The organism is Alteromonas sp. KC3 (genome assembly GCF_016756315.1).
Classification (GTDB): domain Bacteria; phylum Pseudomonadota; class Gammaproteobacteria; order Enterobacterales; family Alteromonadaceae; genus Alteromonas.
Genome location: NZ_AP024235.1, coordinates 1,169,130 through 1,192,121, shown reverse-complemented (window position 1 = coordinate 1,192,121; position 22,992 = coordinate 1,169,130). Strand labels below are relative to the sequence as shown.

Below are 22,992 nucleotides of genomic sequence, written 5' to 3'. Positions count from 1 at the left end.
CACAGGTATAGTAACACGATTAAAAGGTTAAGCGTGCGTTTACTGCAACGGCGCGCGGGGCGCCAATCCAGAATGCCCCTGGGGCAATGGTAGAGGCATAATCCTCATCAAATAGGTTATTTACGGTAAGACGTACTTCCAATTCATCAATACCTTGGCCTAAGTTTTCTACAAACCCACCAATGTACAAGTCACTTACAATGTAATCTTCTACTTCAGCACTGTTATAAATATCAAGGAAGCGGCTATCGACATACTTTGTAGAAATACCCGCAAAGTAATTATCTTTTGCCCAATCTAAGCTCACTACAGCCATGGTATCTGGCGTACCAATAACGGTGTTACCCTCAACCGCTACCAATGAACTTTCAGGGTTGTTTTCATCAGCAATGGCGGCTTGAGCATCTGCTAAGGTGTCATACTGTGTGCCCGTTCCTCCGATAGTGGCAATGTACTCAGACTCACTGACAGTAACAGAGGTGAACAATGAAAGTGTGTCGGTTAGCATTACGTCAGCAGAGATTTCAATACCACTAGACTCGATACCACCCACATTTCGATAACCACCGGCAGCAGCTTCAAGGAAATCGATACCTGCTGAAGTTTCGTTACTGGTAAACTGAATACGGTCGTTAAACTCAATATTGTAGTAAGTCACACTGGCATTGAAACCCGGTGATGCGTATCTGAAACCCACATCGATATTGTCAGCAGTTTCAGGCTTTATGAAACGCAAATCCGTGTCGTCGCGTTCCAATTGTGCATCTTTAATGGCCGCGAAGTTTTCGCCATAACCTGCGAATACTTCCAGACCTTCTATAGGTAGTGGTGCCACAATACCTGCTGAAAGTAGCGTATCTGAGTCAGTATTCACATCTAGATCATTACTTGCATCAAAATTATCGTTCTTGGCAATATCAACATTGAATTTTTTCGCACCAAGTCGCACTCGCGCAAATCCCAGATCGAGTTCATCTTCGATGTAGTACATTAAGGTATCAACAGGGAAGCTTCTGTCATACTGCACCCAATATGGTGTCTGGTTGAAGTCGTAGCTGATCTCAGAGTTTGTTATCTTATGCCAGTCACGAGACTCGTCGCGCTCGTAGTCTTCCCACCAGATGCCAAAACGCATGGTGTTATCAAACTCACCAATCTTGGTGTACCAAATAGCATCGGCGTTAAAGCCAATACGTTGTTTGTTGTAGTGCGTATGGCGATACGAACCAACTGGAATTGCACCTTGCTCGTGGCAATCAGGGTCATACTCAGCACCAGCGCCACCATACGGGAACGTTAACGCACTTGCGCAACCTTCAATTGGACTTAATTGATTGCCTGCTCTATCAACGAAATAGAACTGCCCAAGCGCTGCGCCGCCAAATACAGTGTTGCCATTGATAAGTTCAGAGTGACCCGCATCCCCATCATTAGCCACGTCAACTAAGTAAGGTGGCACCCAGTCTCCGCGCCCTTCATTATCGTGGTAGTAAGCATTTGTGGTGACATCCACTGCACCAATTGAGAAATCAGCTTGTAAGTAAGCAAATAGGTTTTCACGAAGTGTTGACCAACCACGGCGGTAGGCTTGATCTTGATATGGAACACCTGTCCATTCATCCGTTAACTGATCCAATGCGGGTTTTGTTCATATTGTGCCAACCCATAAATTCGCTGGTAGTTGTCTTCATGGGTATCGTCATATGATACATAGCCCGTTAGCGCCACGTCGTTAACCGTTGATATAATTTTCATCGCAACGTGATCGCGGGTATTTTCAGCAGCCTGCTGCATAAAGTCAGAACTTTCTTGGCTTGAAAGACTAATCCACGCAAAAGTATCTTTGAAAATTTCGCCGGTTTCGTAGCGTACATAGTATTTCGATGCATCAAATTCACCAGCAGTTACGCTAGTCACCAAGCCTTGCTCCATTGCAGGGTCTATCGTGGTGAAGTTTAGTGTGCCGCCTAACGCTTCGTGCGAGCGTGATGCAATATCAGCAGTACCTTGCGATACTTCTACACCTTTTACGTTTTCAGTGTCGATATAACGGTTGGCTTTCGCACCGCCACCATAGTTTGAATTGCCATTGGCAATACCGTCTACGGTCATACCGATTTGCTGCTCGTTCAAGTTAACTTGGAAGCCGCGTATAACAATAGACGTCGACCAGTCATCTGCACCAAATGTATCACCCTCGTTAATTAAGACGCCCGGCAGGTTGTCTACCGCGGCCAGCACGCTACTCAAATTGGCCTGCTGCTTAAACATATCTTCACTAGTCGCATTGTTTGCATAAGAGACGCTACGCCCTACAACCGTAATCTCTTCTATTCGTTCTTCACTGTCACCCACGGCCTCTTCAGCTGTTGCAAGTGACATTGACGATAAGGCAGCGAGTACTGCCAACGATACTTTGTGATGTGTTCCCATTGTGTGTTCCAGTCTTTGTTGTGTAATGTTTGGACCACACACTAAAGGAGCTTTGTTACAGTTACGTTAAGTTTAATTGAACAATCAATTAATAAAAATAAGAATGCTCGGAAAACGATAAGTGATAAGCAAAAAAAAGCCCTCCAAAGGGAGGGCAAAGTAAAGGGAAAGGTATAAGTTAGTTTACGATTGCGCTGCGGCTTGGAAACTATGATGCGCGCTTCCAGTCCCGGCTACTTGCTTTTTTGCAAAGAGCAATGCCTCGTGCAAAGTGTCAAAATTAGGAATACCTGGGTGTGCTTCATTCACACCTTCCAACACTTTATTCACTTCTTCATTGGCACCGCAAATTACCAGTTGTCGCCCAGCAGCAAGGGCATCAGACGTTACTGTATCGACCGCCATTGCAGCTGACACATCCATTAACGGCACACGAGAAAAGTCTAATATAGTCACTTTAGAGCCTGGTTTTACGCGCTCGCGCACATGGTGACCAAGGTCGGCCGCCGCCCCAAAGCTTAGTGGACCACCAAAGCTAAAGATCGACACCTTATCTTTGAGTGATTCTAATAACTCATTCTCTTGTGGGTCATTTAACGACTCAGGTATTTTCTTAAGCTCTTCAATTTGCAGCTGTGCAATTTGTTTAACATACGCTAATGCTGCGAATACCACACCCACGCCAACAGCGGTGATAAGGTCAACAAATACAGTAAGCGCAAGAACCATAAGCATTAGGCCGAAGTCCCAACGCGGTCCTTTATGAGCTCGTTTCAGGTAACTCCAGTCAATAATATCCAAGCCTACTTTAACAAGAATACCCGCTAAAACTGCGTGAGGAATTTGCGCTGCAAGTGGGCTAAGGCCTAAAACAATAGCCAATAGCACTAGCGCGTGAACCATGCCAGAGATGTTGTATTTACCACCACTTCGGATATTCACAACCGTACGCATTGTCGCGCCCGCACCTGCAATACCACCAATTAAACCAGCGAAAGTATTACCAATGCCCTGTCCAATAAGCTCTTTGTTGCTATCGTGACGTGTGCGCGTCATGTTATCAGCCACTAACGAGGTTAATAGACTATCAATTGCCCCTAGCACAGCTAGGATAAATGCAGCTTCTAGAATAAGTAATGCTTTGCTTTGGTCAAAAACTGGCAAGTGTAAGCTTGGCAAACCGGTAGGAATATCGCCCAACACAGGAACGGTCAGTGCTAAACTTACCAAGGTGCCAATAATAAGTGCTGCCAGCGCACCTGGTACGTATTTGCCCAGTGCAGCAGGCCATTTGTACGCAATCACTAAGGTGCCAAGACCAAGCGCAAGGGTAGCAAAATCAATATCTGCAAGTGCCGTAGGTAAGTAAGTTAGCGCGCCAATAGTTCCACCTGGCGGTTCGTGGCCAAGCAAGCGCCCTATCTGCAAAATAATAATGATGGCACCGATCCCCGACATAAAGCCTGATATAACCGGATAAGGAACAAGGCGAATATATTGGCCTACCCCTAAAACACCAAATACTATTTGGAAAATACCAGCAAGAATAACGGCAGTAAAAATAAGGCTAGCATCGCCCGATAAGCTTGCGAACAAACCCGCAAGTACAACCACCATAGGCCCTGTAGGACCAGAAATTTGCGCTGGCGTACCGCCAAATAATGCGGCAAAGAAACCCACTGCAATAGCACCGTAAAGACCAGCCATAGGACCTAGGCCCGACGCTACGCCAAGTGCAAGTGCAAGTGGTAAAGCAACAATACCGGCGGTCAAACCACCGGTAAAATCGCCACGTAAATTAGAAAGATTAATTTTAACCATAGCGACCGACCTTACTCTGCGCGAGCCAGTTGCTCTTCAGCAGAGGCTTGGTCCATAGCTACAAATTCACCGTTTTCACCGTTGTAGCACAAGACTTCACCAGATCCGATGTTATAAACCCAACCGTGAAGCATCACTTGGCCTGTTGCAATTTTCGCTGCAACAGCAGGATGGGTGCGAAGATGCTGTATTTGCTGAACAACATTTTCTTTGGTCACTGCTTCTAAGTCTTCTAGTGATAATTTATCGTGACCGCAACGTTCTTTTACTACGTCTGTTGCTGCACGGCAGTGTCCTAACCATTCTTTAACGTGTGGAAGCGAATCAAGACCCTCTGGGTTAATTGCACCTTTCATCGCACCGCAGTCTGTATGACCACAGATAACAATATGAGATACACCAAGGGCTGCTACAGCGAACTCAATCGATGCTGTCATACCACCAGTTTGATTGCTGTGAGGAGGCACAATGTTACCCGCGTTACGGCAGATAAACAGTTCACCTGGATCTGTTTGTGTAACCAAGTTAGGGTCGATGCGAGAATCTGAACATGTGATGAAAAGGACTTCTGGATTTTGGCCAGTGGCAAGTTTCTGAAACTTAGCCTTTTTGTTCGGGTACACTTCTTTCTGGAATTTCGCTACCCCTGAAAATACATGATCCATAACTTACTCCCAATAATTTAATATTTATAATGATTATGTTAATACCTCAGTGTCACTTGATAGATTAATAGTTTAATATACCAGTTCGCGATAGCCATTTACTATCAGCGCAAATAATCATTACTACAAGCTTAGTAAAAGAACGGAATTAGCACTATGCAACTCAACGGCAAAACCCCGTCAATCAACCAAATCAGGTACTTTGTTGCGGTTGCGAAATATTTAAGCTTCCGACAGGCAGCAGGGATTTTGGGTATTAGCCAGCCTACTCTGACCAGTCAGATTAGTGCGTTAGAAACGACATTGGGTCTTAATTTATTTGAGCGTTCTCGAACTGGTACCCTGCTTTCGCCACAAGGTAAGGCGTTATTATCTGTTGCTGAAGAGGTATTACAGTCTTCACAGCGCTTTGGTGAAATAGCCCGAGACTTGTCAGAGGGAAATGTAGTGACCTATCGCTTGGGGATACCACCGACGCTAGGGCCTTATTTGCTGCCATTTGTACTTCCCGATTTACATAAACGCAAACCGGGCTTGCGATTTTATGTGCGCGAAGGTGCTCCAAGCGCACTTCAGCACGGCTTATTGCGGGGCGAGTACGATTTAATTTTATCTCCCATGTCAGGGGAAAACTCGCAGCTTATTACTCAGCCTTTATTTAACGAACCTTTGAAATTTGTTATTCCATCAGATCATCATTTAGCTGGGAAAGCGTACGTACGTCCTGAAGAAATTAGTGGTGAAAAAGTACTGACATTAGAAGACCGTCACCACTTCCACCACCAAGTTCAGCGTATTTGTGACGAAATTGGTGCCGATCTCCAACGAGATTACGAGGGCACCAGCTTAGATACATTGCGCCAAATGGTAGTAATGGGAATGGGCGTTGCGTTTTTACCAGGGTTATACATTCACTCTGAGTTGCACAAGCCAGAAGCGCTCCATGTTTGTGAAATTGCCGATATGCCCATTGAAAGACAACATTCTCTAGCCTGGCGAAATACCGCTCCGGGAAGACAAACATTTAGAGAAATCGCCGTCATTGTTAAAAATATTATTGAAACGCGACTTTCCAATGCGGTCGCAATCATCGACAAATAAATGGAAAGGGAACCGCAATGATAGACAGACAACACTTGCGAATCGTAAAAGCCATTGAAACACACGGCACGGTGACTCAAGCTGCGACCTCGCTGCATTTAACACAATCTGCGCTCAGTCACGCTATGAAAAAACTGGAACAAACCTACCAAGTCACATTGTGGGAAAAGGATGGGCGACGGCTACGACTCACGCAAGCCGGCCAGAGTGTACTCGGGCTCGCCCAACGCGTGCTCCCTCAATTTGAGCACGCAGAAGCACAACTTGCGCGCTTCGCTCAAGGAAAACAGGGGATATTGCGGATAGGTATGGAGTGTCATCCTTGTTTTGAGTGGTTATTAAAAGTTGTTGCGCCATTCTTAAAGGCATTTCCCGATGTGGATGTGGACGTCATGCGCGCATTTTCGTTTGGCGGCCTACAAGCGCTTCATGGCTATGATATCGACATTCTACTCACGCCCGACCCGTTGCAGCTCGATACAATAACGTACACTCCCATATTCGATTACGAACAAGTGTTAGTAATGCACAATACTCACCCTCTAGCTGCACAGGCCTATATCAAGCCGCAAGATTTATCACAAGAAACCCTAATTACTTATCCTGTTGAGCTAAGTCGCCTTGATATCTTCACCCAGTTTTTAACGCCTGCTAACTGCACAGTTAAGCAACATAAAACCATTGAAACTACCGAGATTATATTGCAAATGGTGGCCGCTAACAGAGGCGTTACTGCCCTGCCGAAATGGCTTATTGACGAACATGATGATACTGACGTTTGCTATCGATCACTTGGGGAAAAAGGTATAGCAAAAACACTTTATCTCGGTCATAGGAAAGCTGAAGACGCGTTAGGGTTTGTCGATGAGTTTATAGATATGTCGCGGTGTCACCACCCTCAGTAACACCGCGGTTTAGGCGTGAATTAAATCTTAAATTGACTAACGATTTCCTTCAATTCACTTGAGACACTGCTCAACTGGGTTGCTTCAACCGCTAACTCTTCAGCGTGTTGGCTAGTGCGATCACTAAGCCCCGTTATAGCTACAAGCGACTTATTGATATCGTGTGCTACTTCCGTTTGCTGTTCAGTTGCTAGCGCAATATGTGTACTTTGCTCCTGCACAAGCCCGATAGACTGAGTGATATCCTGAAGGGTTAATACCACTTTCTCTGTTTTCTCTAAGCCTGTTTCTGAGCGCATTTTTCCTTGTTGCATAACGCCGTCAGTTTGCTCTGCCATGTGCTGCAGTCGCTCAACCATTCTTCTTATGTCTGTTGTAGACTCTTGAGTGCGGCTTGCCAGTGAACGAACCTCATCGGCAACCACAGCAAAACCACGCCCTTGCTCGCCGGCGCGCGCTGCTTCTATAGCGGCGTTAAGCGCTAACAAGTTGGTCTGTTCGGCGATGCTATTGATGACATCAATAACGGCACCTATGTTGTCAGACTCTTTACTTAAACCACTTACTACTTCAACACCTTCATCAATGGCAGCGGCAAGCGCTCTTATTTCAACGACTGCTTCTTGTACTTGTGCGCTTCCACTTTGCACTAATGTGTCGGCTTTTGTTGCTGCCTCACTCGATTGTGCAGCGTTTTTTGATATCTCGACAACGGTCGCAGCCATTTCAGTTACCGCGGTAGATACATTATCTACTTGGCTGCGTTCCTGATTAATTTCTTTACTTGTTGATTGGCTAACGTCGCGCAAGTGCACTGCCGCTTCAGCGACCATTCGAGTATTAGCTGCTGTCTCGCGCAGAATAACCCTTAACTTGTCAGTAAACCTATTGAACTCCACCGCTAAAGCACCAATCTCATCGTTGCTGCTAACTTCTAATCGCTTGGTAAGATCGCCATCACCATTGGCAATCTCTGACATTGCATTACGCATTTTTACCAAAGGCTGAGTTACCTTTGCGCTGGCAATATAAGTAATCAGCACAATAACCCCAATGATGACTAACGCTACTACTGTAGCCATTGTCATTGCGGTATTAATAGGGCTGTTGATCACACTGGCTGGTACTAAAATCCCAAGTGACCAATTCATTTCTGGCGAATTGATTTTGGCGTGTTCAAATACAACGAAATAGGCTTCGCCTTTCCAAGTAACTGGCACTATACCTGACGGCTTTTGTGCAATATCAGCCGCCAATGCTCTGAAGCCTTCCGACTCGCTAAATACCTTATCAAAATCACTGATGGGGGAACTCAACGGCAAGTCAGAGGATTGCTTAGGGAAATACACGATGTTTTGGTTATCATCCAACAAAAACGCCGTTCCCTGCCCTTCGTAGCGAATAGAGTCGATGACTTTTCCTACGGTACTAATGAGAATATCAACGCCGCCAACACCTAATAGCTTTCCATTGCGAAAGATGGGCGTTTGTACAACGGCTGAAATACTGCCATCCTGAGAGTCAACCGCAGGCGGCGTAACATACAACTTGCCTTTCTCAACCGCAGTTTTGAACCAAGGGCGTTTAGTTGCAAAATACCCAGCATTAGGGTTTCCTGCATCCGGACCAGAAGTATCCACGCCTACTCGGCCTTCTTCGTAGAAATACTCACCTGTAATAGCAGAACCAAAAAAAGCAGACTTAATGACAGGATCAGCACTACTTATATTGTCAAACAACGTATAAATCGTTTTCGCATTGCTAAGTTGCGATTCTGATGCGCCTCGCTGAGTATGTTGCTCAAAAAAATCTTGAAAAAACGGACTACTCAGAAAAGCTCGCGCTACGCCACCATAGGTGGCAAAAAAACCCTCAACGTCATTAGCTTCTCTTGCCACCAATGCGGTTACTTCTTTTTCAACCCGGCTTCTCGTGTTGTCTGCAACTGTATTAACGAGGAAAAATGCGGTGATAAGCAGCATTAGTGCGATGCTGCCACCGACGATTAGCATAAATTTTTTCTGTAATGATATGGACTTCATTGGTACTTCTCATTGTTATTAGTGGCACTACACAATGCTGCTGAGGAAAAATTGAGCGGAACACTGCGTATGCTTTATAGTTTGAATTTTGCGAATTGCGATTTGGCAGAAAACAGCACCTAAAGAGGTGTTATACAAAGAGAAAAGAGAACGCCAAAACACATCCCTTACTTTGGAATAGTTCGTGGCGTTTTACAACCCTGAAATTTTTTAAGACACCTTTAAGTATCGGTTAAATGCGCAGTACTTTGAAGCCTTAAGTATTACCTCACAGCTATGGATTACGGCTTTCTTCATTCGCTCGATTGGCGTTATCTATGCGTTTTTGAATCATAGGGTGAGATTGGAACCAACTATTTGCTTCATGCTCATTACCAACTAGCGACTGAAGCACGCGCATAGCATTGGCGAAATCTGCGGGGTCTCGATTTAACACTCGAAGCTGCGCGATAGCATAGTTATCTGATTCCCACTCATGCGCTTGAGAAAACTGATTGTGCACTACACTTGAGCCTACACCTAAAAATGATTCTAACGCACCACTTAAATCGCCAAAGAAGTAACTAATTGCCAAGGTAGCAAAAAGCGATTCCGCAACAAGCTGCATAGAGTGGTTATTCTCTACATGGCCAACCTCATGTAAAAAGATGGCGTCAAGAAGTGCTTGTTCTTTATCAACAAGGTTTACCAGCTCGTCGGTAAAGACGATTGTGCCGTCAGGCAAAGCAAATGCATTTGGCCCAAAGGACTCTGATGCCCTAAACATTACTCGGTAGCGCGGATTCTTCGTCGATATCTGTTCAAGCAACTCGTTAAAGCTATTCTGCATTGACTGTATTTCTTGCTCTGAGAGCGTTGAGACATCAAGCACGGAGTAATCAAGGGCACTCAGCGTTTGGTCGGATGCAATTTGTTTAACGCTATATGGAACATACGCTGCCAATGATATAGCAACTTGCGGGATGACATGTGCAAACACTACATAAAGTAATAGCGGGACTAGAATAACGCTGCCAATAAGCCAAGACGTTTTGCTTTCAATGCGAAAAATAGTCGCGCCTGACGGCCCATCAAGCCAATTGTCTAACGGGCCAGTCGATGGGCACATCAACATATCGCCATTAGGCAACACTATCTCTCTGGGTAAGTCGCCAAGCTTAGATTTCACTTTCACATCGCTTCGTGCCAATGTTAAGTGTTCATCGTCATGCCCAACTTTAACAACTAGCACATCGTCTGTAATTTCACAGATTGCAGCAGAGGACGCCACACTGCCGCTGTGATAATACTGAGCTTGGTACATCGCTGTTAACCCAATGCCACATCGACATCAAACAGTGTGGCTGCCTCTTCAGATACTGCGCTTGCAGAGCCTTGCTCACCGGCAGAGACTTCACTAAAGCCCTCTAATACTCTGACTTGCGTTGCATCAGCAAAAAATGCTGCGGTTCGTATCTTTACCCAAGGTATAGCGAAGCCTAAAGAAAATACTGTGGCGAGTATGTTGGTCAGACGCAATGTAATAAGGTCTGTTGCTGTCACCGTAGAGTTGAACAATGCAACGTTCTCTAAACGGCTGTTCTGGTAAATATGGTTTCGGATGCGAGCATTATAGAAGCCAGAAACAATTGCGTAGACAAACAGGTACATACCAAACATGGCAACTGTGAATACACTAAAACCGTCTTCAGCGGTTATCGTTGACGACCCTGTTAATAGACCCACTACAAAACCTACACAAAGAAATAGAACAATTGAAATCAGTGCCGCCGCAAACACTACACCGTAGTATTCACCTGTGGAAAGCTTACTGCTAAATACCTTATCACCAAAGCCAGACTCGTCGACTAGAAATGCATCAATCTTTTTAAGTACCCAAGGCATCAGCAAATAAAGAGTAAATACGCTAGCTATTGGAAGCAATACAAACAACATGAATGCTTCACCATAACGCCCTTTAAAGCTGAAACGCACGTTTCTATATGCAGTCATTCTCATTCTAAAGCGCATGCTCAGGATCACGAGCATAGGTGAGAGAAACATCATGACAACAATCAGTGCGAATGCCGCCGCTGGGCTAACCGCGGATAACAAAAAGTAGGCACCAAACAAACACGCCGCAATTATGCGCCCTTTCAAAATTTGCAGTGGCTCTGCTAGGTATGCAAAACGGTGGCCATCCAATTCGGTATTACTATAAAAGTAACGATTTGTGCGCACTTTGGCCCACGCGGAGTAGATACCTAATGTCACTATGCTAAGCAGCAAATTCACTATCCAAATAGCAAAAAACTCTTTGGTATTACCGTGAAATTTTACTTGCTCAGTACGGATCACTACATCATTTTCTTGATGTGATAAATCACTGTTGGCTTGTGCTTTACGCTCTGCAATAAGTGCGGTGATCTTAGCAGCACGTTCTGGAAATGCCTCTGCGTCAATTGACGATAAAGCTTGAATAAGCTCATCGGTAGAATAGGTTTCATAGTTAGGGAAAGTTGTGTTGCTATCATCCATAGGATACCTCTCGTCTTCCTTGATTGACGTTATTTGCTAACGCTCTTGTTAAATTTTGATGTTTCAAATTACGAGAATCAGCTGAAAAAAGCAACTCTCCACATCATTAATATGCCGTAATCAAGCGCCCAACTTACCACGTTCAATATTATTTTTTCCAAATGAGCATGTGGTTGTTTGCGGGCATGTCTATCACTTCAGCTAACGACAGTAGCCCTGCCCACTCACGCAGTTCGTCAATATCGCGATACCCTCCATACCCGCGTTCAAGCAGCGAGTGGTGAAACTCTTCATTGCTTTTAGCATTAAACTTACCATTTTGGGTAAATGGACCGTACTGACAAAATACACCACCCGGTGGCAACTGCTCACTTATCGAGTGCATTAACAACATCACTTCCTGCTTTTGCATAATATGTGCAGTATTGGCAGAGAAAAATGCATCGGCTCCAATTTCAGGGAAACTATCTTCTCCGACTTTAAGTGGCCTTGGCCTTATTATGTTGGTTAGTGACAGCTCATCAATATAGGCATTTATCCCTTGATGATATTGGACTTGGTCACTGGTGTGCCATACAAGGTGCCCTAAGTGTTGTGCAAAAAAAGTGGCGTGCTGACCTGTTCCGCTGCCTATTTCAAGCACAACCTTTGAATTTGCAAACGCCCTTTCCAGTACTGCTAGAATGGGGCGCTTGTTGTTTTCACAGGCTTGACTAAAGGGTTTCTCAAACATGGCTGTATTATCAAATTCCGCTAGTCACTTAAATTGGGGCCAAGCCATTTTTCGGCTTCTTCCAGCGTCCACCTTTTGCGCTTCGCATAATCTTCAACCTGATCAGATTGAATTTTTGCTACCGCAAAATATTTGGCCTCAGGATGAGCGAAATACCAACCAGATACTGAAGCCCCTGGCCACATAGCAAAGCTTTCTGTAAGTTTCATACCTGTATGGGCTTCTACCGATAGCAAATCCCATATCAGCTGCTTTTCAGTATGCTCAGGGCAGGCCGCATAACCTGGCGCAGGTCTTATACCGCAGTATTTTTCACGTATGAGCTCGTCGTTACTGAGATCTTCATCAGCAGCATACCCCCAATAGTGCTTGCGCACTTGCTCATGAAGGTATTCTGCAAATGCTTCTGCCAGCCTGTCGGCTACTGCTTTCACCATGATACCGTTATAGTCATCGCCGGCATCAATATACTGCTGAGCCAATTCATCTTCACCAATACCACCGGTGACAGCAAACGCGCCCACAAAATCTTCCACGCCACTTGTTTTGTCAGCAACAAAATCTGCTAGGCAGTAGTTTGCAAACTTATCTTTTAGTGTTTGCTGACGAAGATGATGAGCAACACCTTGAAGCGTACTGCGTGTTTCATCAGCGTAGATTTCTATATCATCACCCACGCGATTAGCAGGAAAAAGACCAATTACACCTTTCGCTTTAAGCGAGCCAGACGCTATCACTTTATCTAACATTGCGTTGGCATCGGCAAACAATGACGAGGCTTGTTCACCAACCACTTCATCTTGAAGAATACGAGGATATTTACCCGCCAATGACCATGTGAGGAAAAATGGCGTCCAGTCGATATACTGTCGTAGTACAGATAAATCCGCCGTTACCGGGGTTACACCTAGCGCATTTGGCTTAACTGGTGGCGTTGAAAAATCAGGCTTAAAAGCGTTATCACGAGCCTGTGCCAAATTAACAGGTTTGCTTCTTGGCTTTTTACGCGCATGTTGTTCGCGAACAGTGTCATACTCTTTGGCTAATTCAGCCGCATAGATATCTCTAGACGTCTTATTAAGTAAGCGCTGACATACCCCAACGGCACGACTTGCATTAGGCACATATACCACTGGCGCATGATAATTCTGCTCTATTTTTACCGCAGTATGCGCTTTCGATGTCGTGGCACCGCCGATAAGCAGCGGTATTTCAAAGCCTTGTCTTTCCATTTCTTTGGCCACATGTACCATTTCGTCGAGCGATGGCGTAATAAGACCAGACAAACCTATCATGTCTACATTTTCGTTCTTTGCGACTTGCAAAATCGTTGCCGCTGGCACCATTACGCCCAAGTCGATGACTTCGAAATTATTACATTGAAGTACTACACCAACGATGTTCTTCCCTATGTCGTGAACATCTCCTTTCACCGTCGCAAGCAAAATCTTCCCGTTACTCTTCGCATCATCTGACTTTTCAGCTTCGATATAGGGCTGTAAATGTGCCACCGCTTTTTTCATTACACGGGCCGATTTAACGACCTGTGGCAAAAACATTTTCCCCTCACCAAACAGGTCACCAACCACATTCATGCCGTCCATTAGTGGACCTTCAATAACATGTAACGGGCGTTCAGCCTGTTGACGCGCTTCTTCAGTATCTTCGACGATGTAGTCGGTAATGCCTTTTACCAGTGCATGCTCTAAACGTTTATTGACGTTCTGCTCGCGCCAGCTCAAATCTTCTTTTGCCGCCGCTTTGCCATCACCTTGATAGTTAGGTGCAATATCCAGCAGGCGCTCTGTCGCATCACTGCGTCGGTTTAGAATGACATCTTCAACCGCATCGCGCAGTTCAGCAGGTATTTCATCATACACCTCGAGTTGACCAGCGTTAACAATCGCCATGTCCATCCCTGCGCGTATCGCATGGTACAAAAACACCGAATGCATTGCTTCGCGAACCGGATTATTACCGCGGAATGAAAAAGAAATATTCGACAAGCCGCCTGAGATATGTGAATACGGACATGTTTGTCTAATAACACGAGTGGCTTCGATAAAATCTACAGCATAGTTATCGTGCTCTTCAATACCGGTTGCTACCGCAAAAATATTGGGGTCGAAAATAATATCTTCAGGTGGAAAACCAATTTCTTCAGTTAACAACTTATAGCTGCGCTGGCAAATTTCGATTTTACGCGCTTGCGTATCAGCTTGACCGGCCTCATCAAATGCCATAACAACCGTCGCTGCACCAAAACGCTTAATCTGCTTAGCTTGACTTAAAAACTGCTCTTCGCCCTCTTTAAGCGAAATAGAATTAACGATAGCTTTACCTTGAACACACTTAAGGCCTGCTTCAATAACCTCCCATTTCGATGAATCAATCATAATGGGAACGCGACTGATGTCAGGCTCAGAAGCAATAAGGTTCAAGAAGGTGATCATGGCCTGCTTAGAATCAAGCATCGCCTCATCCATGTTGATATCGATGATCTGTGCACCGTTTTCAACTTGCTGCCTAGCAACATCAAGTGCTGCTTCATAGTCGCCTTCTAAAATAAGACGTTTAAATCGCGCCGAGCCTGTGACGTTGGTACGCTCGCCGATATTAATAAAGGTAGAAAATTCTGCGCTCACATGGCCTCCTAATGTACAAACGGCTCTAGGCCCGACAGACGCATTTTGGGTTCAAATTCAGGAATACGGCGCGGTTCCACGCCTTCTACTGCTTGCGCAATTTTTCGAATATGATCAGGTGTACTACCGCAACATCCGCCCACAATATTCACCAAGCCCGACTGTGCCCACTCTTTTAGGTGTTCGGCCATTTCAGGGCCTTCCATGTCGTACTCACCAAACTCATTCGGTAGGCCAGCGTTAGGGTGTGCTGAAATTAGGCATTCACTGATGGCCGCTACTTCATCAACATACTGTCTTAATAAATCAGGGCCAAGTGCGCAGTTGAGACCAAATGAGAACGGGTTAATGTGGCGCATTGAATAGTAAAACGCCTCAGCAGTTTGTCCTGATAACGTACGACCAGACGCATCGGTGATAGTGCCTGACACCATCACGGGCAATGATGTTCCCAACTTATCGAAAACCGTTTCAACTGCGTACGCAGCCGCCTTTGCATTAAGCGTATCGAAAATAGTTTCCAGCATGATAAGGTCAACACCGCCTTCAATAAGTGCTTCGGTTGATTCGCTGTACGCTTCTACTAGTTCGTCGAAGGTGACATTGCGTTTACCGGGGTCGTTAACGTCCGGCGATATAGACGCAGTTCGATTTGTTGGACCAAGCACCCCCGCAACATATCGCGGTTTATCAGGTGTTTTCGCAGTATATTCATCTGCCGCCTTTCGCGCTAAGCGTGCAGCCGCTAAATTAATATCGCGAGAGTGGGCCTGCATGTCGTAGTCTGCCATTGCAATCGTTGTGGCATTGAACGTGTTGGTTTCAATGATATCGGCACCCGCTTCGAAGTAGTCGCAATGTATTTGATAAATAATGTCAGGCTGAGTAATGACGAGTAAGTCGTTGTTGCCTTTAACATCGCAATGCCAGTCAGCAAATTGCTTACCTCTATAGTCGGCTTCTTCCAGTTTGTGACGCTGGATCATGGTTCCCATTGCGCCGTCCAAAATAAGAATGCGTTTTTTAGCAGCCTCGCTGAGCGTTGCTCTAGCGCTAGAAACTATCTTGTGACTCACGTGCTACCTCTTTGGCTGTGATTTTTCAGCAAGCTGATTAAGATCATACGGGGTGGTCTGGTAAACGTAATAGTTTAGCCAGTTAGTAAACAACAAACTACCATGAGAACGCCATTGGACAATAGGCGATTTCGACGGGTCATCACCTTCAAAGTAGTTCTTGGGAATCGCGGGCGTCTGGCCCGCGGCGATATCTCTAAAATATTCGTCTTTAAGCGTATCTGGGTCGTATTCAGGATGTCCCGTTACAAAAACCATGCGCTTATCATCTGATGCCACAATATAGGCACCCACCTCATCCGACTCTGCCACTACACTCAAACCATCAACACTGTTGTACTGCCAAGTGTCAATATGACCGTAGCGAGAATGTGGTGCGTAAAACGAGGGGTCAAAACCACGTAATAGTTCATTATGAGGGTCATTAACCTGATGCCGATAGACGCCTGAGAACTTTTCTTCGCGAAGCTGTCGCGTGATACCATAAAAGTGATACATGGCAGCATGGGCAGCCCAACATAAATATAGCGTAGAATTCACATGACGTTGTGCCCATTCGAGTATGGTGGTCATGGTATCCCAGTACTTTACTTCTTCATAATCAAGCAGTGCTAACGGAGCCCCGGTTACAATCAAGCCGTCGTATTTCTTATTCGCAACACTTGAAAAGTCATGATAGAAGGCGTCCATATGAGATTGTGGTGTATTTTTGGGCGCTTGATTGTCTATACGAATTAAATCGACATTTATCTGAAGTGGCGTATTAGATAGCAAACGAAGCAACTGTACTTCGGTTTCAATCTTATTTGGCATTAAGTTAAGTATGCCCACTTCAAGAGGTCGAATATCCTGATTTGCCGCTCTATCCATATCCATGGTGAATATATTTTCACCTAACAACACATTTTGTGCGGGCAATTGTTCAGGAATACGTATTGGCATAACAGGCTCCAGTCATAAAACGCTATGACTGTATTGTGACTATTACCAAGAAGATGTCAACATCTTTACGTCTAGACGTCTAAACGCCCTTTTGAAGTAGTATGGTGCTTTATGGCGTTTGTCGATGAACCATCATCAACATTTCCGCTTCGGCACGAGGGATATCACAAGCTTCAATGATTTCATCAATGCTTGCCCCTTGTTTAACGAGTTCGGCTGCTCGCTGATAAAGCCTTAAGGAGGGGTCTTGCAGTTTCTGTTCACGAAGTTGATTTTCTAACTCCGTTTGTTTTTCATCTAACGATTGAAGGTGGCGGGTAATCACTAAACTCCGCGCCTGCGCTTCCGATTGCTGATTATTTGCACTATTAGCGAGGGCTTCAATACGCGATAATTCAGCGCTATGAGATGCAGCCAGGTTATCTAAATCGGCACGAAGACGGTTGTGCTTCACTGTCAAAAACCCAACCATCAACACAAGTATGCCAATGATCACTATCAGAATTAAGTCAATTGCGGTAGGCGCTACAAGCTGCCAATCCATGGGCATAAAACCTTTGAAGAAATGAAAAAAGGCACTAACAGTGTAAGTTAGTGCCTTAAATTACTAAATGTTACTTAGCTCATCCCATTCTTCATCGCTAAGCAGCTTATTCAGGTCAACAAGGATAAGGAGTTCGCCATCGCGGTTGCTCACTCCCTGAATAAATTTAGCGCTTTCTTCAGTGCCAACATTTGGTGCACTGTCGATTTCAGAAGATTTCAGGTAAACCACCTCAGCAACACTATCTACCAAAATACCGACCACTTGCTCGTCAGATTCGATAATGACAATACGTGTGTTATCGGTAATTTCAGTGGGTGGCAACCCAAAGCGGGCGCGTGTGTCAATGACAGTAACCACATTACCGCGCAGGTTAATAATACCTAGCACATAATCAGGTGCACCGGGTACAGGGGCTATTTCGGTATAACGCAATACTTCTTGAACTTGCATTACATTAATACCGTAAGTTTCTTCACCTAAGCGATACGTTACCCATTGAAGGACTTCGTCGTTGCTGTCAGTGGCATTGTTATTTGTACTTTTGTCGCTCATGAACCTGGCTCCCAATACTATGGCGTCTGGTCGTTACTGCCTAAGCCTTTGTTAAGCATAGATATTAATTCTTCAACGTCAATTAACGCGCACATTTTTTCTTTAACCATCCCGGCTAACCAAGGACGCTTACCTGTGGACTCGCGCCATTTAACGTCATCACTTGTTAAACTGACCGTATTAACGAGCTTTTCACTCGCTAATCCCCACGCACTCTCACCTAACATTATAAGATATCGGTAGTTTAGCGATTGTGCGAGGTTTTCGTCATATTTTTCTGGCATTACCCATTTTGCTGAGTCAACAACATTCAGTTTAGACTCTCTGTACAACATTACACCCATAAACCAATCAGGCTTGCCGAATAATGGGCCAATTTTTTCAATCTGATGAATACCTCCAAGTGTAGTCAAAGGTACTGCTAATGTTAAACCTGCAACCTCAAAGAATAACGCTTGGAAATGAGAACCGAGACTATCCTTTAGTGGTATTTTTGCAGGCGCTACATATTCGCCCGCCTTTTCGTCTTCTTGAGAACGCGTTTCAGTGACGGGAACTTGCTCATCACTGTGGCTACTTTCTTGTTCTGGTTCCGCTAAAAATGAGGTAACGTCTTGTACAATTTTCTCTTGCTCGTCATCCACTGTATGAAAGCGCGTGGTAGCGCTTAGTGCCTCTTCGGCCATTTTTTGGGATGCTTGCTCAAGCAATCTAGCCGTACGCGCAGTAACATCTTCCGGTGTTTCTGGCTCTTTTAGTAGGCTATCAAGATATGCCTCCATGACGTCTTCACGGGCAAAAGGCGATTGCTTGGTCATTCTTTGTTACTTCTCCAGCACTTTTAATAATTTTGCATAAGCCGATACACCGCGCGTCTTGGGATACGCCGCCGAAATTGGCAACTGAACTAAGCTTGCATCTCTGAAATGAGTATCAACAGGAATAACACCATGCCAAACCCGCTCGCCATAATCATTCATCAACCGTTTTCTTGATGCCAAAGCCGCGTTGGTGCGCTTATCAAACATCGTTGGAATGATAATGGTATCAAACGTTTTATCTAGTGAACGCCCCATTATTTCCATCGTGCGTATCATTCTATCGAGCCCCTTTAATGCAAGGTACTCGGTCTGCGTTGGCACTATTACCTTATGACAAGCCGCCAACGCATTCACCATCAAGACCCCTAACACTGGAGGGCAATCTATAATGGCTACGTCAAATTCGTTCTCTATTTTAGCGAGTGCTTTTTTCAACACTAGCCCCATTCCCTGCTCGCTCCCCATGGTTCTATCAAGCGTAGCTAGGGCCATGGTTGCAGGTAAGACATAAAGATTGTCGATTTTCGTAGGACTTAAACAGTCCATTACGTTATCGGCGGTTATGTTATTAGATTTAATAAAAATATCGTAAACAGAATGACTTGAAGCTTCAGCGTCGATACCAAAGTAATAGCTTAAGGAAGCATGAGGGTCGGTATCGATCATCAATACCCGCTTGCCTTTTTGCGCAAGCAACCCTCCAAGGCTTACCGTAGTGGTTGTTTTACCTACGCCGCCTTTTTGATTTGCTACCGTCCACACTTTCATGTCTATTATTCCATTACACGCTTGTCTAGCGCATTTCAGATTGTATACAGCTACTTATATCGTCGATATTGATACTCTTAGACGATATATTTTCTACCGCCACAGCTTGAGGCATGCCATATACGACACAAGAATCTTGATCCTGCGCCCAAATGGTCGCCCCTAAACCTTTAAGCGTGCGACAGCCTTCTCTTCCGTCTGCGCCCATGCCTGTTAATATTACGCCAAGTACATCACCGCCATAAGCGCGAGCAATTGAGCTAAACGTTAAGTCAACACTGGGTTTGTAACTTACTTTATCGGCAGCACTGGCTTCGACAATGGTAATCGTTTTGTTTACACCGGCAGATTCAATGATCATTTGCTTGCCACCCGGCGCTAAGTACGCGTGTCCCGGTTTAAGTACATCGCCAGTTTCGGCTTCTTTTACACTTATTTTGCAATTGGAATCTAAACGCTGAGCAAACGCAGACGTGAATGTACCCGGCATATGCTGAACAAGGACAATTGGATAAGGGAAGTCTGCAGGTAGCGGCGACAATACCTTCTGTAACGCGACAGGCCCTCCAGTTGATGCACCTATTGCTAAGCACTTATAGTGCTTGCCGCTTGGCCTTACCGAAGACACCGTTGGCTGTTTTGCCGCGTCTTTACGGCCAGACAACAAACCTGAACTTCTAAAAAAAGCCGGTTTAGGCGCATTTTCTGGAAGGCGTCTTGTTTCTACAGAGCGCATAACAGGGCGTTTAAGACCAACACCGCGTCGCGCAATAAGACGAACTTTTGTACACAATAAACGTGTCGCATCTTTTCGATCTTGCGCGATGTCTTCAAATTTCTTTGGCAGAAAATCGAGTGCCCCCGCTTCTAACGCATCAAGTGTGGCTTGCGCGCCATGATGGGTTAGCGAGGAAAACATCAGTATAGGAGTTGGACGCTTCTCCATAATGGCTTTTACCGCAGAAATTCCATCCATGATCGGCATTTCCACGTCCATTGTTATTACGTCTGGAGTGAGGGTTTCTAACTTCTCGAGCGCATCTCGCCCATTTCTCGCTTCGCCTACTACTTCCAACTCTCTATCGGCATCGAGAATTTCTTTCACTCGACGTCGATAGAAAGTAGAGTCGTCCACGACCAGGACTTTAAAGACCATGGATTACTTTTCCTATTATTACAGCCCTACTTTATGGGCTTACGGGCGTAACGCTTCAGTAGACTCGGTATATCCAAAATAAGTGCAATACCACCATCAGATGTTATTGTCGCACCAGCCATACCCGGCGTGCCCTGTAAGAGCGCATCTAACGGCTTAATAACCACTTCTTCTTGACCAATTAATGCATCAACCACAAAGCCGACTTGCTGCGTTCCAATCTGTACCACAACAACGTGTCCTTTTTCTTTATCGATGTTCTTAGGACCACGAATCAGCCATTCCCCAAGGAAGAACAGCGGAATAGCTTTGGAGCGGACAATCATCGTCAGCTGACCATCAACCGTATTGGTTTTCTTGATGTCCATGTTAATAATTTCATTAACTGCACCAAGCGGTAACGCAAAGGTTTGTTTGCCTACCACAATCATTAAGGTTGGAAGTATGGCTAGAGTAAGCGGTACTTTGATGTCTAATCGCGTACCTTTACCAAGCTGCGAGTCGATATTAACGGTACCGTTTAGTTGGTTAATCTTGGTTTTAACCACATCCATACCCACACCACGGCCCGAAATATCACTAATTTCAGTTTTGGTTGAGAACCCAGGGGCAAAGATAAGATTAAAAGCTTCCACGTCTGACATACGAGCTGCAGCATCTGCATCAAGCACACCGCGGCTTATCGCAATTTCTTTAAGCTTTTCGGGATCCATACCTTTACCATCGTCTTCGATAGTAAGAAGGATGTGATCGCCTTCTTGTGATGCAGACAGCTGAACCGTCCCCATGCGCGGTTTACCGGCCGCTGCGCGGTCATCAGGCATTTCAATACCATGGTCCACTGAGTTTCTCACCAAGTGAACCAACGGATCGGCCAATGCTTCAACCAAGTTCTTATCTAGATCGGTTTCTTCACCAACCAACTCAAGGGTAATTTCTTTCTTGAGGCTTCGAGCGAGGTCGCGTACAACGCGGGGGAATCGACCAAATACCTTTTTGATTGGCTGCATGCGGGTTTTCATCACCGCGCCTTGCAAGTCGCCTGTTACAACATCAAGGTTAGCAATAGCTTTCGACATACTTTCGTCATTGCTATTAATACCCAAACTAATAAGGCGATTTCGAACCAATACCAACTCGCCGACCATATTCATAATTTGATCTAAGCGCTTGGTGTCAACACGCACTGTAGTCTCAGCCGGAGGTGCTGCTGGTGCGGCTTTTTTATCGTCTTTTTTGGGTGCTTCTTTCTTCGCTGCCCCAGCAGGCGCTGGAGCAGGAGCGGCTGCTGCAGCCTTTTGCGGCGCTGGACCAGCCTTAGGTGCTGCTGGCGCTTCGCTTTTCGCTTTGTTAATCGCGTCGGTAGCCGTTTTATCTACCACTGGCTCAGCGGGCGTTGACGATTGTTTGGTAGGACCTTGCCCCGAACCATGCAATTGATCAAGTAGCGCTTCAAACTCGTCGTCAGTAATTTCTTCATCGCTTGATGCAGATACCGGTGCCGCTGGCGCAGGTGCTGATGCAGGTGCTGCATCTTCGCTACCGCCAAATTGACCTTTACCGTGTAAATCGTCAAGAAGCGCTTCGAATTCTTCATCGGTGATGTCATCGCTATCACCGCCTGCGCTTGGTGCAGGTTCAGCGGCTTTCGCTGGCGCTGCCGCTTTTGGTGCAGACTGACCGGGAGCACTTGAACCATGAAGTTCATCTAGCAAGGCTTCGAATTCATCTTCAGTGATTTCATCAATGCCACCACCGTCACTTGACGACGATGTAGGCTCTGACTCTTCAATAACAAGTTCAGGCTCATCCTCAACCTCTGCAGGCTGAGTTGCACTGGGTGCAGTATCGCCAAAGATATTTTCGTCAGGAGATTCTGGGCGACTTAGTTTGTGTAATAAGTCGACAAGATGTGCATCTGCAGGTTCTAGAGGATCACGCGCTTTAACACGTTCAAACATCTCTACCACCACATCGGTGGCCTGCAAAATAATATCCATTAACTCCGGCGTGAGTGTACGTTGCCCGTTTCGCATAACATCGAAAACGTTTTCGGCCCCGTGGCATATTTCAACCAACTCAGTCAGGGATAGAAACCCTGCTCCGCCTTTAACAGTATGGTAGCCGCGGAAAATTGCATTCAGCAAATCCGCGTCTTCTGGATTGTTCTCAAGATCAACGAGCTGTTCTTGTAATTGTTCAAGTATCTCTCCAGCTTCTACTAGAAAGTCCTGTAATATATCCTCGTCAACATCAAACGACATGCGC

17 protein-coding genes and 1 pseudogene are annotated in these 22,992 nt (G+C 45.4%); 2 read left to right on the top strand and 16 right to left on the bottom strand.

What is annotated here, in order from left to right; translation table 11 throughout:
• Positions 1-19: 19 nt before the first annotated feature.
• The 3 genes and pseudogenes from JN178_RS05285 to JN178_RS05275 all read right to left on the bottom strand — a co-directional run bounded on the left by JN178_RS05285 (position 20) and on the right by JN178_RS05275 (position 4,919).
• Positions 20-2,433 (bottom strand): annotated as a pseudogene (locus tag JN178_RS05285) (TonB-dependent receptor domain-containing protein).
• A gap of 183 nt (positions 2,434-2,616) precedes the next feature.
• Positions 2,617-4,254, bottom strand: a complete 1,638-nt coding sequence (locus tag JN178_RS05280) for a SulP family inorganic anion transporter (protein ID WP_202264236.1) — start codon at positions 4,252-4,254, stop codon at positions 2,617-2,619.
• An 11-nt stretch (positions 4,255-4,265) separates the two neighbouring features.
• A complete protein-coding gene (locus JN178_RS05275; RefSeq protein ID WP_202264234.1) occupies positions 4,266-4,919 on the bottom strand; it encodes a carbonic anhydrase in 654 nt (217 codons plus the stop codon).
• Between the two features lie 156 nt (positions 4,920-5,075).
• Between JN178_RS05275 and JN178_RS05270 the strand changes: the two genes are divergently transcribed.
• Complete coding sequence (locus JN178_RS05270; RefSeq protein ID WP_202264232.1) at positions 5,076-6,020, top strand: hydrogen peroxide-inducible genes activator; 945 nt, start codon at positions 5,076-5,078, stop codon at positions 6,018-6,020.
• Between the two features lie 17 nt (positions 6,021-6,037).
• Complete coding sequence (locus tag JN178_RS05265; protein WP_202264230.1) at positions 6,038-6,925, top strand: LysR family transcriptional regulator; 888 nt, start codon at positions 6,038-6,040, stop codon at positions 6,923-6,925.
• 20 nt (positions 6,926-6,945) lie between these two features.
• Here the strand turns inward: JN178_RS05265 and JN178_RS05260 are convergent, their stop codons facing one another.
• The 13 genes from JN178_RS05260 to JN178_RS05200 form a co-directional block, all read right to left on the bottom strand.
• On the bottom strand, positions 6,946-8,967 hold the full coding sequence (locus tag JN178_RS05260) for a methyl-accepting chemotaxis protein (RefSeq protein WP_202264228.1): 2,022 nt from the start codon (positions 8,965-8,967) through the stop codon (positions 6,946-6,948).
• A 274-nt stretch (positions 8,968-9,241) separates the two neighbouring features.
• Entirely contained in the window at positions 9,242-10,270 is a 1,029-nt protein-coding gene (locus tag JN178_RS05255; RefSeq protein ID WP_202264226.1) for a M48 family metallopeptidase, read from the bottom strand.
• A 5-nt stretch (positions 10,271-10,275) separates the two neighbouring features.
• Complete coding sequence (locus JN178_RS05250; RefSeq protein ID WP_202264224.1) at positions 10,276-11,484, bottom strand: YjgN family protein; 1,209 nt, start codon at positions 11,482-11,484, stop codon at positions 10,276-10,278.
• Between the two features lie 148 nt (positions 11,485-11,632).
• Complete coding sequence (locus JN178_RS05245) at positions 11,633-12,217, bottom strand: DUF938 domain-containing protein (RefSeq protein ID WP_202264222.1); 585 nt, start codon at positions 12,215-12,217, stop codon at positions 11,633-11,635.
• 20 nt (positions 12,218-12,237) lie between these two features.
• The gene (metH, locus tag JN178_RS05240; RefSeq protein WP_202264220.1) at positions 12,238-14,862 is read right to left on the bottom strand and encodes a methionine synthase; all 2,625 of its coding nucleotides are present in this window, start codon (positions 14,860-14,862) and stop codon (positions 12,238-12,240) included.
• A gap of 8 nt (positions 14,863-14,870) precedes the next feature.
• Complete coding sequence (locus JN178_RS05235; protein WP_159623459.1) at positions 14,871-15,938, bottom strand: homocysteine S-methyltransferase family protein; 1,068 nt, start codon at positions 15,936-15,938, stop codon at positions 14,871-14,873.
• A gap of 3 nt (positions 15,939-15,941) precedes the next feature.
• A complete protein-coding gene (metA, locus tag JN178_RS05230; protein ID WP_202264211.1) occupies positions 15,942-16,880 on the bottom strand; it encodes a homoserine O-acetyltransferase MetA in 939 nt (312 codons plus the stop codon).
• Between the two features lie 109 nt (positions 16,881-16,989).
• Complete coding sequence (locus tag JN178_RS05225) at positions 16,990-17,424, bottom strand: DUF2802 domain-containing protein (protein ID WP_202264209.1); 435 nt, start codon at positions 17,422-17,424, stop codon at positions 16,990-16,992.
• A 63-nt stretch (positions 17,425-17,487) separates the two neighbouring features.
• Positions 17,488-17,979, bottom strand: a complete 492-nt coding sequence (locus JN178_RS05220; protein WP_131092554.1) for a chemotaxis protein CheW — start codon at positions 17,977-17,979, stop codon at positions 17,488-17,490.
• A 17-nt stretch (positions 17,980-17,996) separates the two neighbouring features.
• Positions 17,997-18,797 (bottom strand): chemotaxis protein CheW, encoded by an 801-nt coding sequence (locus JN178_RS05215; protein ID WP_202264206.1) that lies wholly within the window; start codon positions 18,795-18,797, stop codon positions 17,997-17,999.
• Between the two features lie 6 nt (positions 18,798-18,803).
• The gene (locus JN178_RS05210) at positions 18,804-19,568 is read right to left on the bottom strand and encodes a ParA family protein (protein WP_159623467.1); all 765 of its coding nucleotides are present in this window, start codon (positions 19,566-19,568) and stop codon (positions 18,804-18,806) included.
• Positions 19,569-19,593: 25 nt separating this feature from the next.
• On the bottom strand, positions 19,594-20,724 hold the full coding sequence (locus JN178_RS05205; protein ID WP_159623469.1) for a protein-glutamate methylesterase/protein-glutamine glutaminase: 1,131 nt from the start codon (positions 20,722-20,724) through the stop codon (positions 19,594-19,596).
• Between the two features lie 26 nt (positions 20,725-20,750).
• The gene (locus JN178_RS05200; RefSeq protein ID WP_202264204.1) at positions 20,751-22,988 is read right to left on the bottom strand and encodes a chemotaxis protein CheA; all 2,238 of its coding nucleotides are present in this window, start codon (positions 22,986-22,988) and stop codon (positions 20,751-20,753) included.
• Positions 22,989-22,992 lie beyond the last annotated feature (4 nt).

Excerpts from the sequence above, each read along its gene's own strand:
- JN178_RS05260 (WP_202264228.1), bottom strand. The coding sequence starts at position 8,967 with ATGAAGTCCATATCATTACAGAAAAAATTTATGCTAATCGTCGGTGGC.
- JN178_RS05205 (WP_159623469.1), bottom strand. The coding sequence starts at position 20,724 with ATGGTCTTTAAAGTCCTGGTCGTGGACGACTCTACTTTCTATCGACGT.
- JN178_RS05255 (WP_202264226.1), bottom strand. The coding sequence starts at position 10,270 with ATGTACCAAGCTCAGTATTATCACAGCGGCAGTGTGGCGTCCTCTGCT.
- JN178_RS05225 (WP_202264209.1), bottom strand. The coding sequence starts at position 17,424 with ATGGATTGGCAGCTTGTAGCGCCTACCGCAATTGACTTAATTCTGATA.
- JN178_RS05245 (WP_202264222.1), bottom strand. The coding sequence starts at position 12,217 with ATGTTTGAGAAACCCTTTAGTCAAGCCTGTGAAAACAACAAGCGCCCC.
- JN178_RS05275 (WP_202264234.1), bottom strand. The coding sequence starts at position 4,919 with ATGGATCATGTATTTTCAGGGGTAGCGAAATTCCAGAAAGAAGTGTAC.
- JN178_RS05200 (WP_202264204.1), bottom strand. The coding sequence starts at position 22,988 with ATGTCGTTTGATGTTGACGAGGATATATTACAGGACTTTCTAGTAGAA.
- JN178_RS05220 (WP_131092554.1), bottom strand. The coding sequence starts at position 17,979 with ATGAGCGACAAAAGTACAAATAACAATGCCACTGACAGCAACGACGAA.
- JN178_RS05265 (WP_202264230.1), top strand. The coding sequence starts at position 6,038 with ATGATAGACAGACAACACTTGCGAATCGTAAAAGCCATTGAAACACAC.
- JN178_RS05215 (WP_202264206.1), bottom strand. The coding sequence starts at position 18,797 with ATGACCAAGCAATCGCCTTTTGCCCGTGAAGACGTCATGGAGGCATAT.
- JN178_RS05210 (WP_159623467.1), bottom strand. The coding sequence starts at position 19,568 with ATGAAAGTGTGGACGGTAGCAAATCAAAAAGGCGGCGTAGGTAAAACA.
- metA (WP_202264211.1), bottom strand. The coding sequence starts at position 16,880 with ATGCCAATACGTATTCCTGAACAATTGCCCGCACAAAATGTGTTGTTA.
- JN178_RS05270 (WP_202264232.1), top strand. The coding sequence starts at position 5,076 with ATGCAACTCAACGGCAAAACCCCGTCAATCAACCAAATCAGGTACTTT.
- JN178_RS05250 (WP_202264224.1), bottom strand. The coding sequence starts at position 11,484 with ATGGATGATAGCAACACAACTTTCCCTAACTATGAAACCTATTCTACC.
- JN178_RS05280 (WP_202264236.1), bottom strand. The coding sequence starts at position 4,254 with ATGGTTAAAATTAATCTTTCTAATTTACGTGGCGATTTTACCGGTGGT.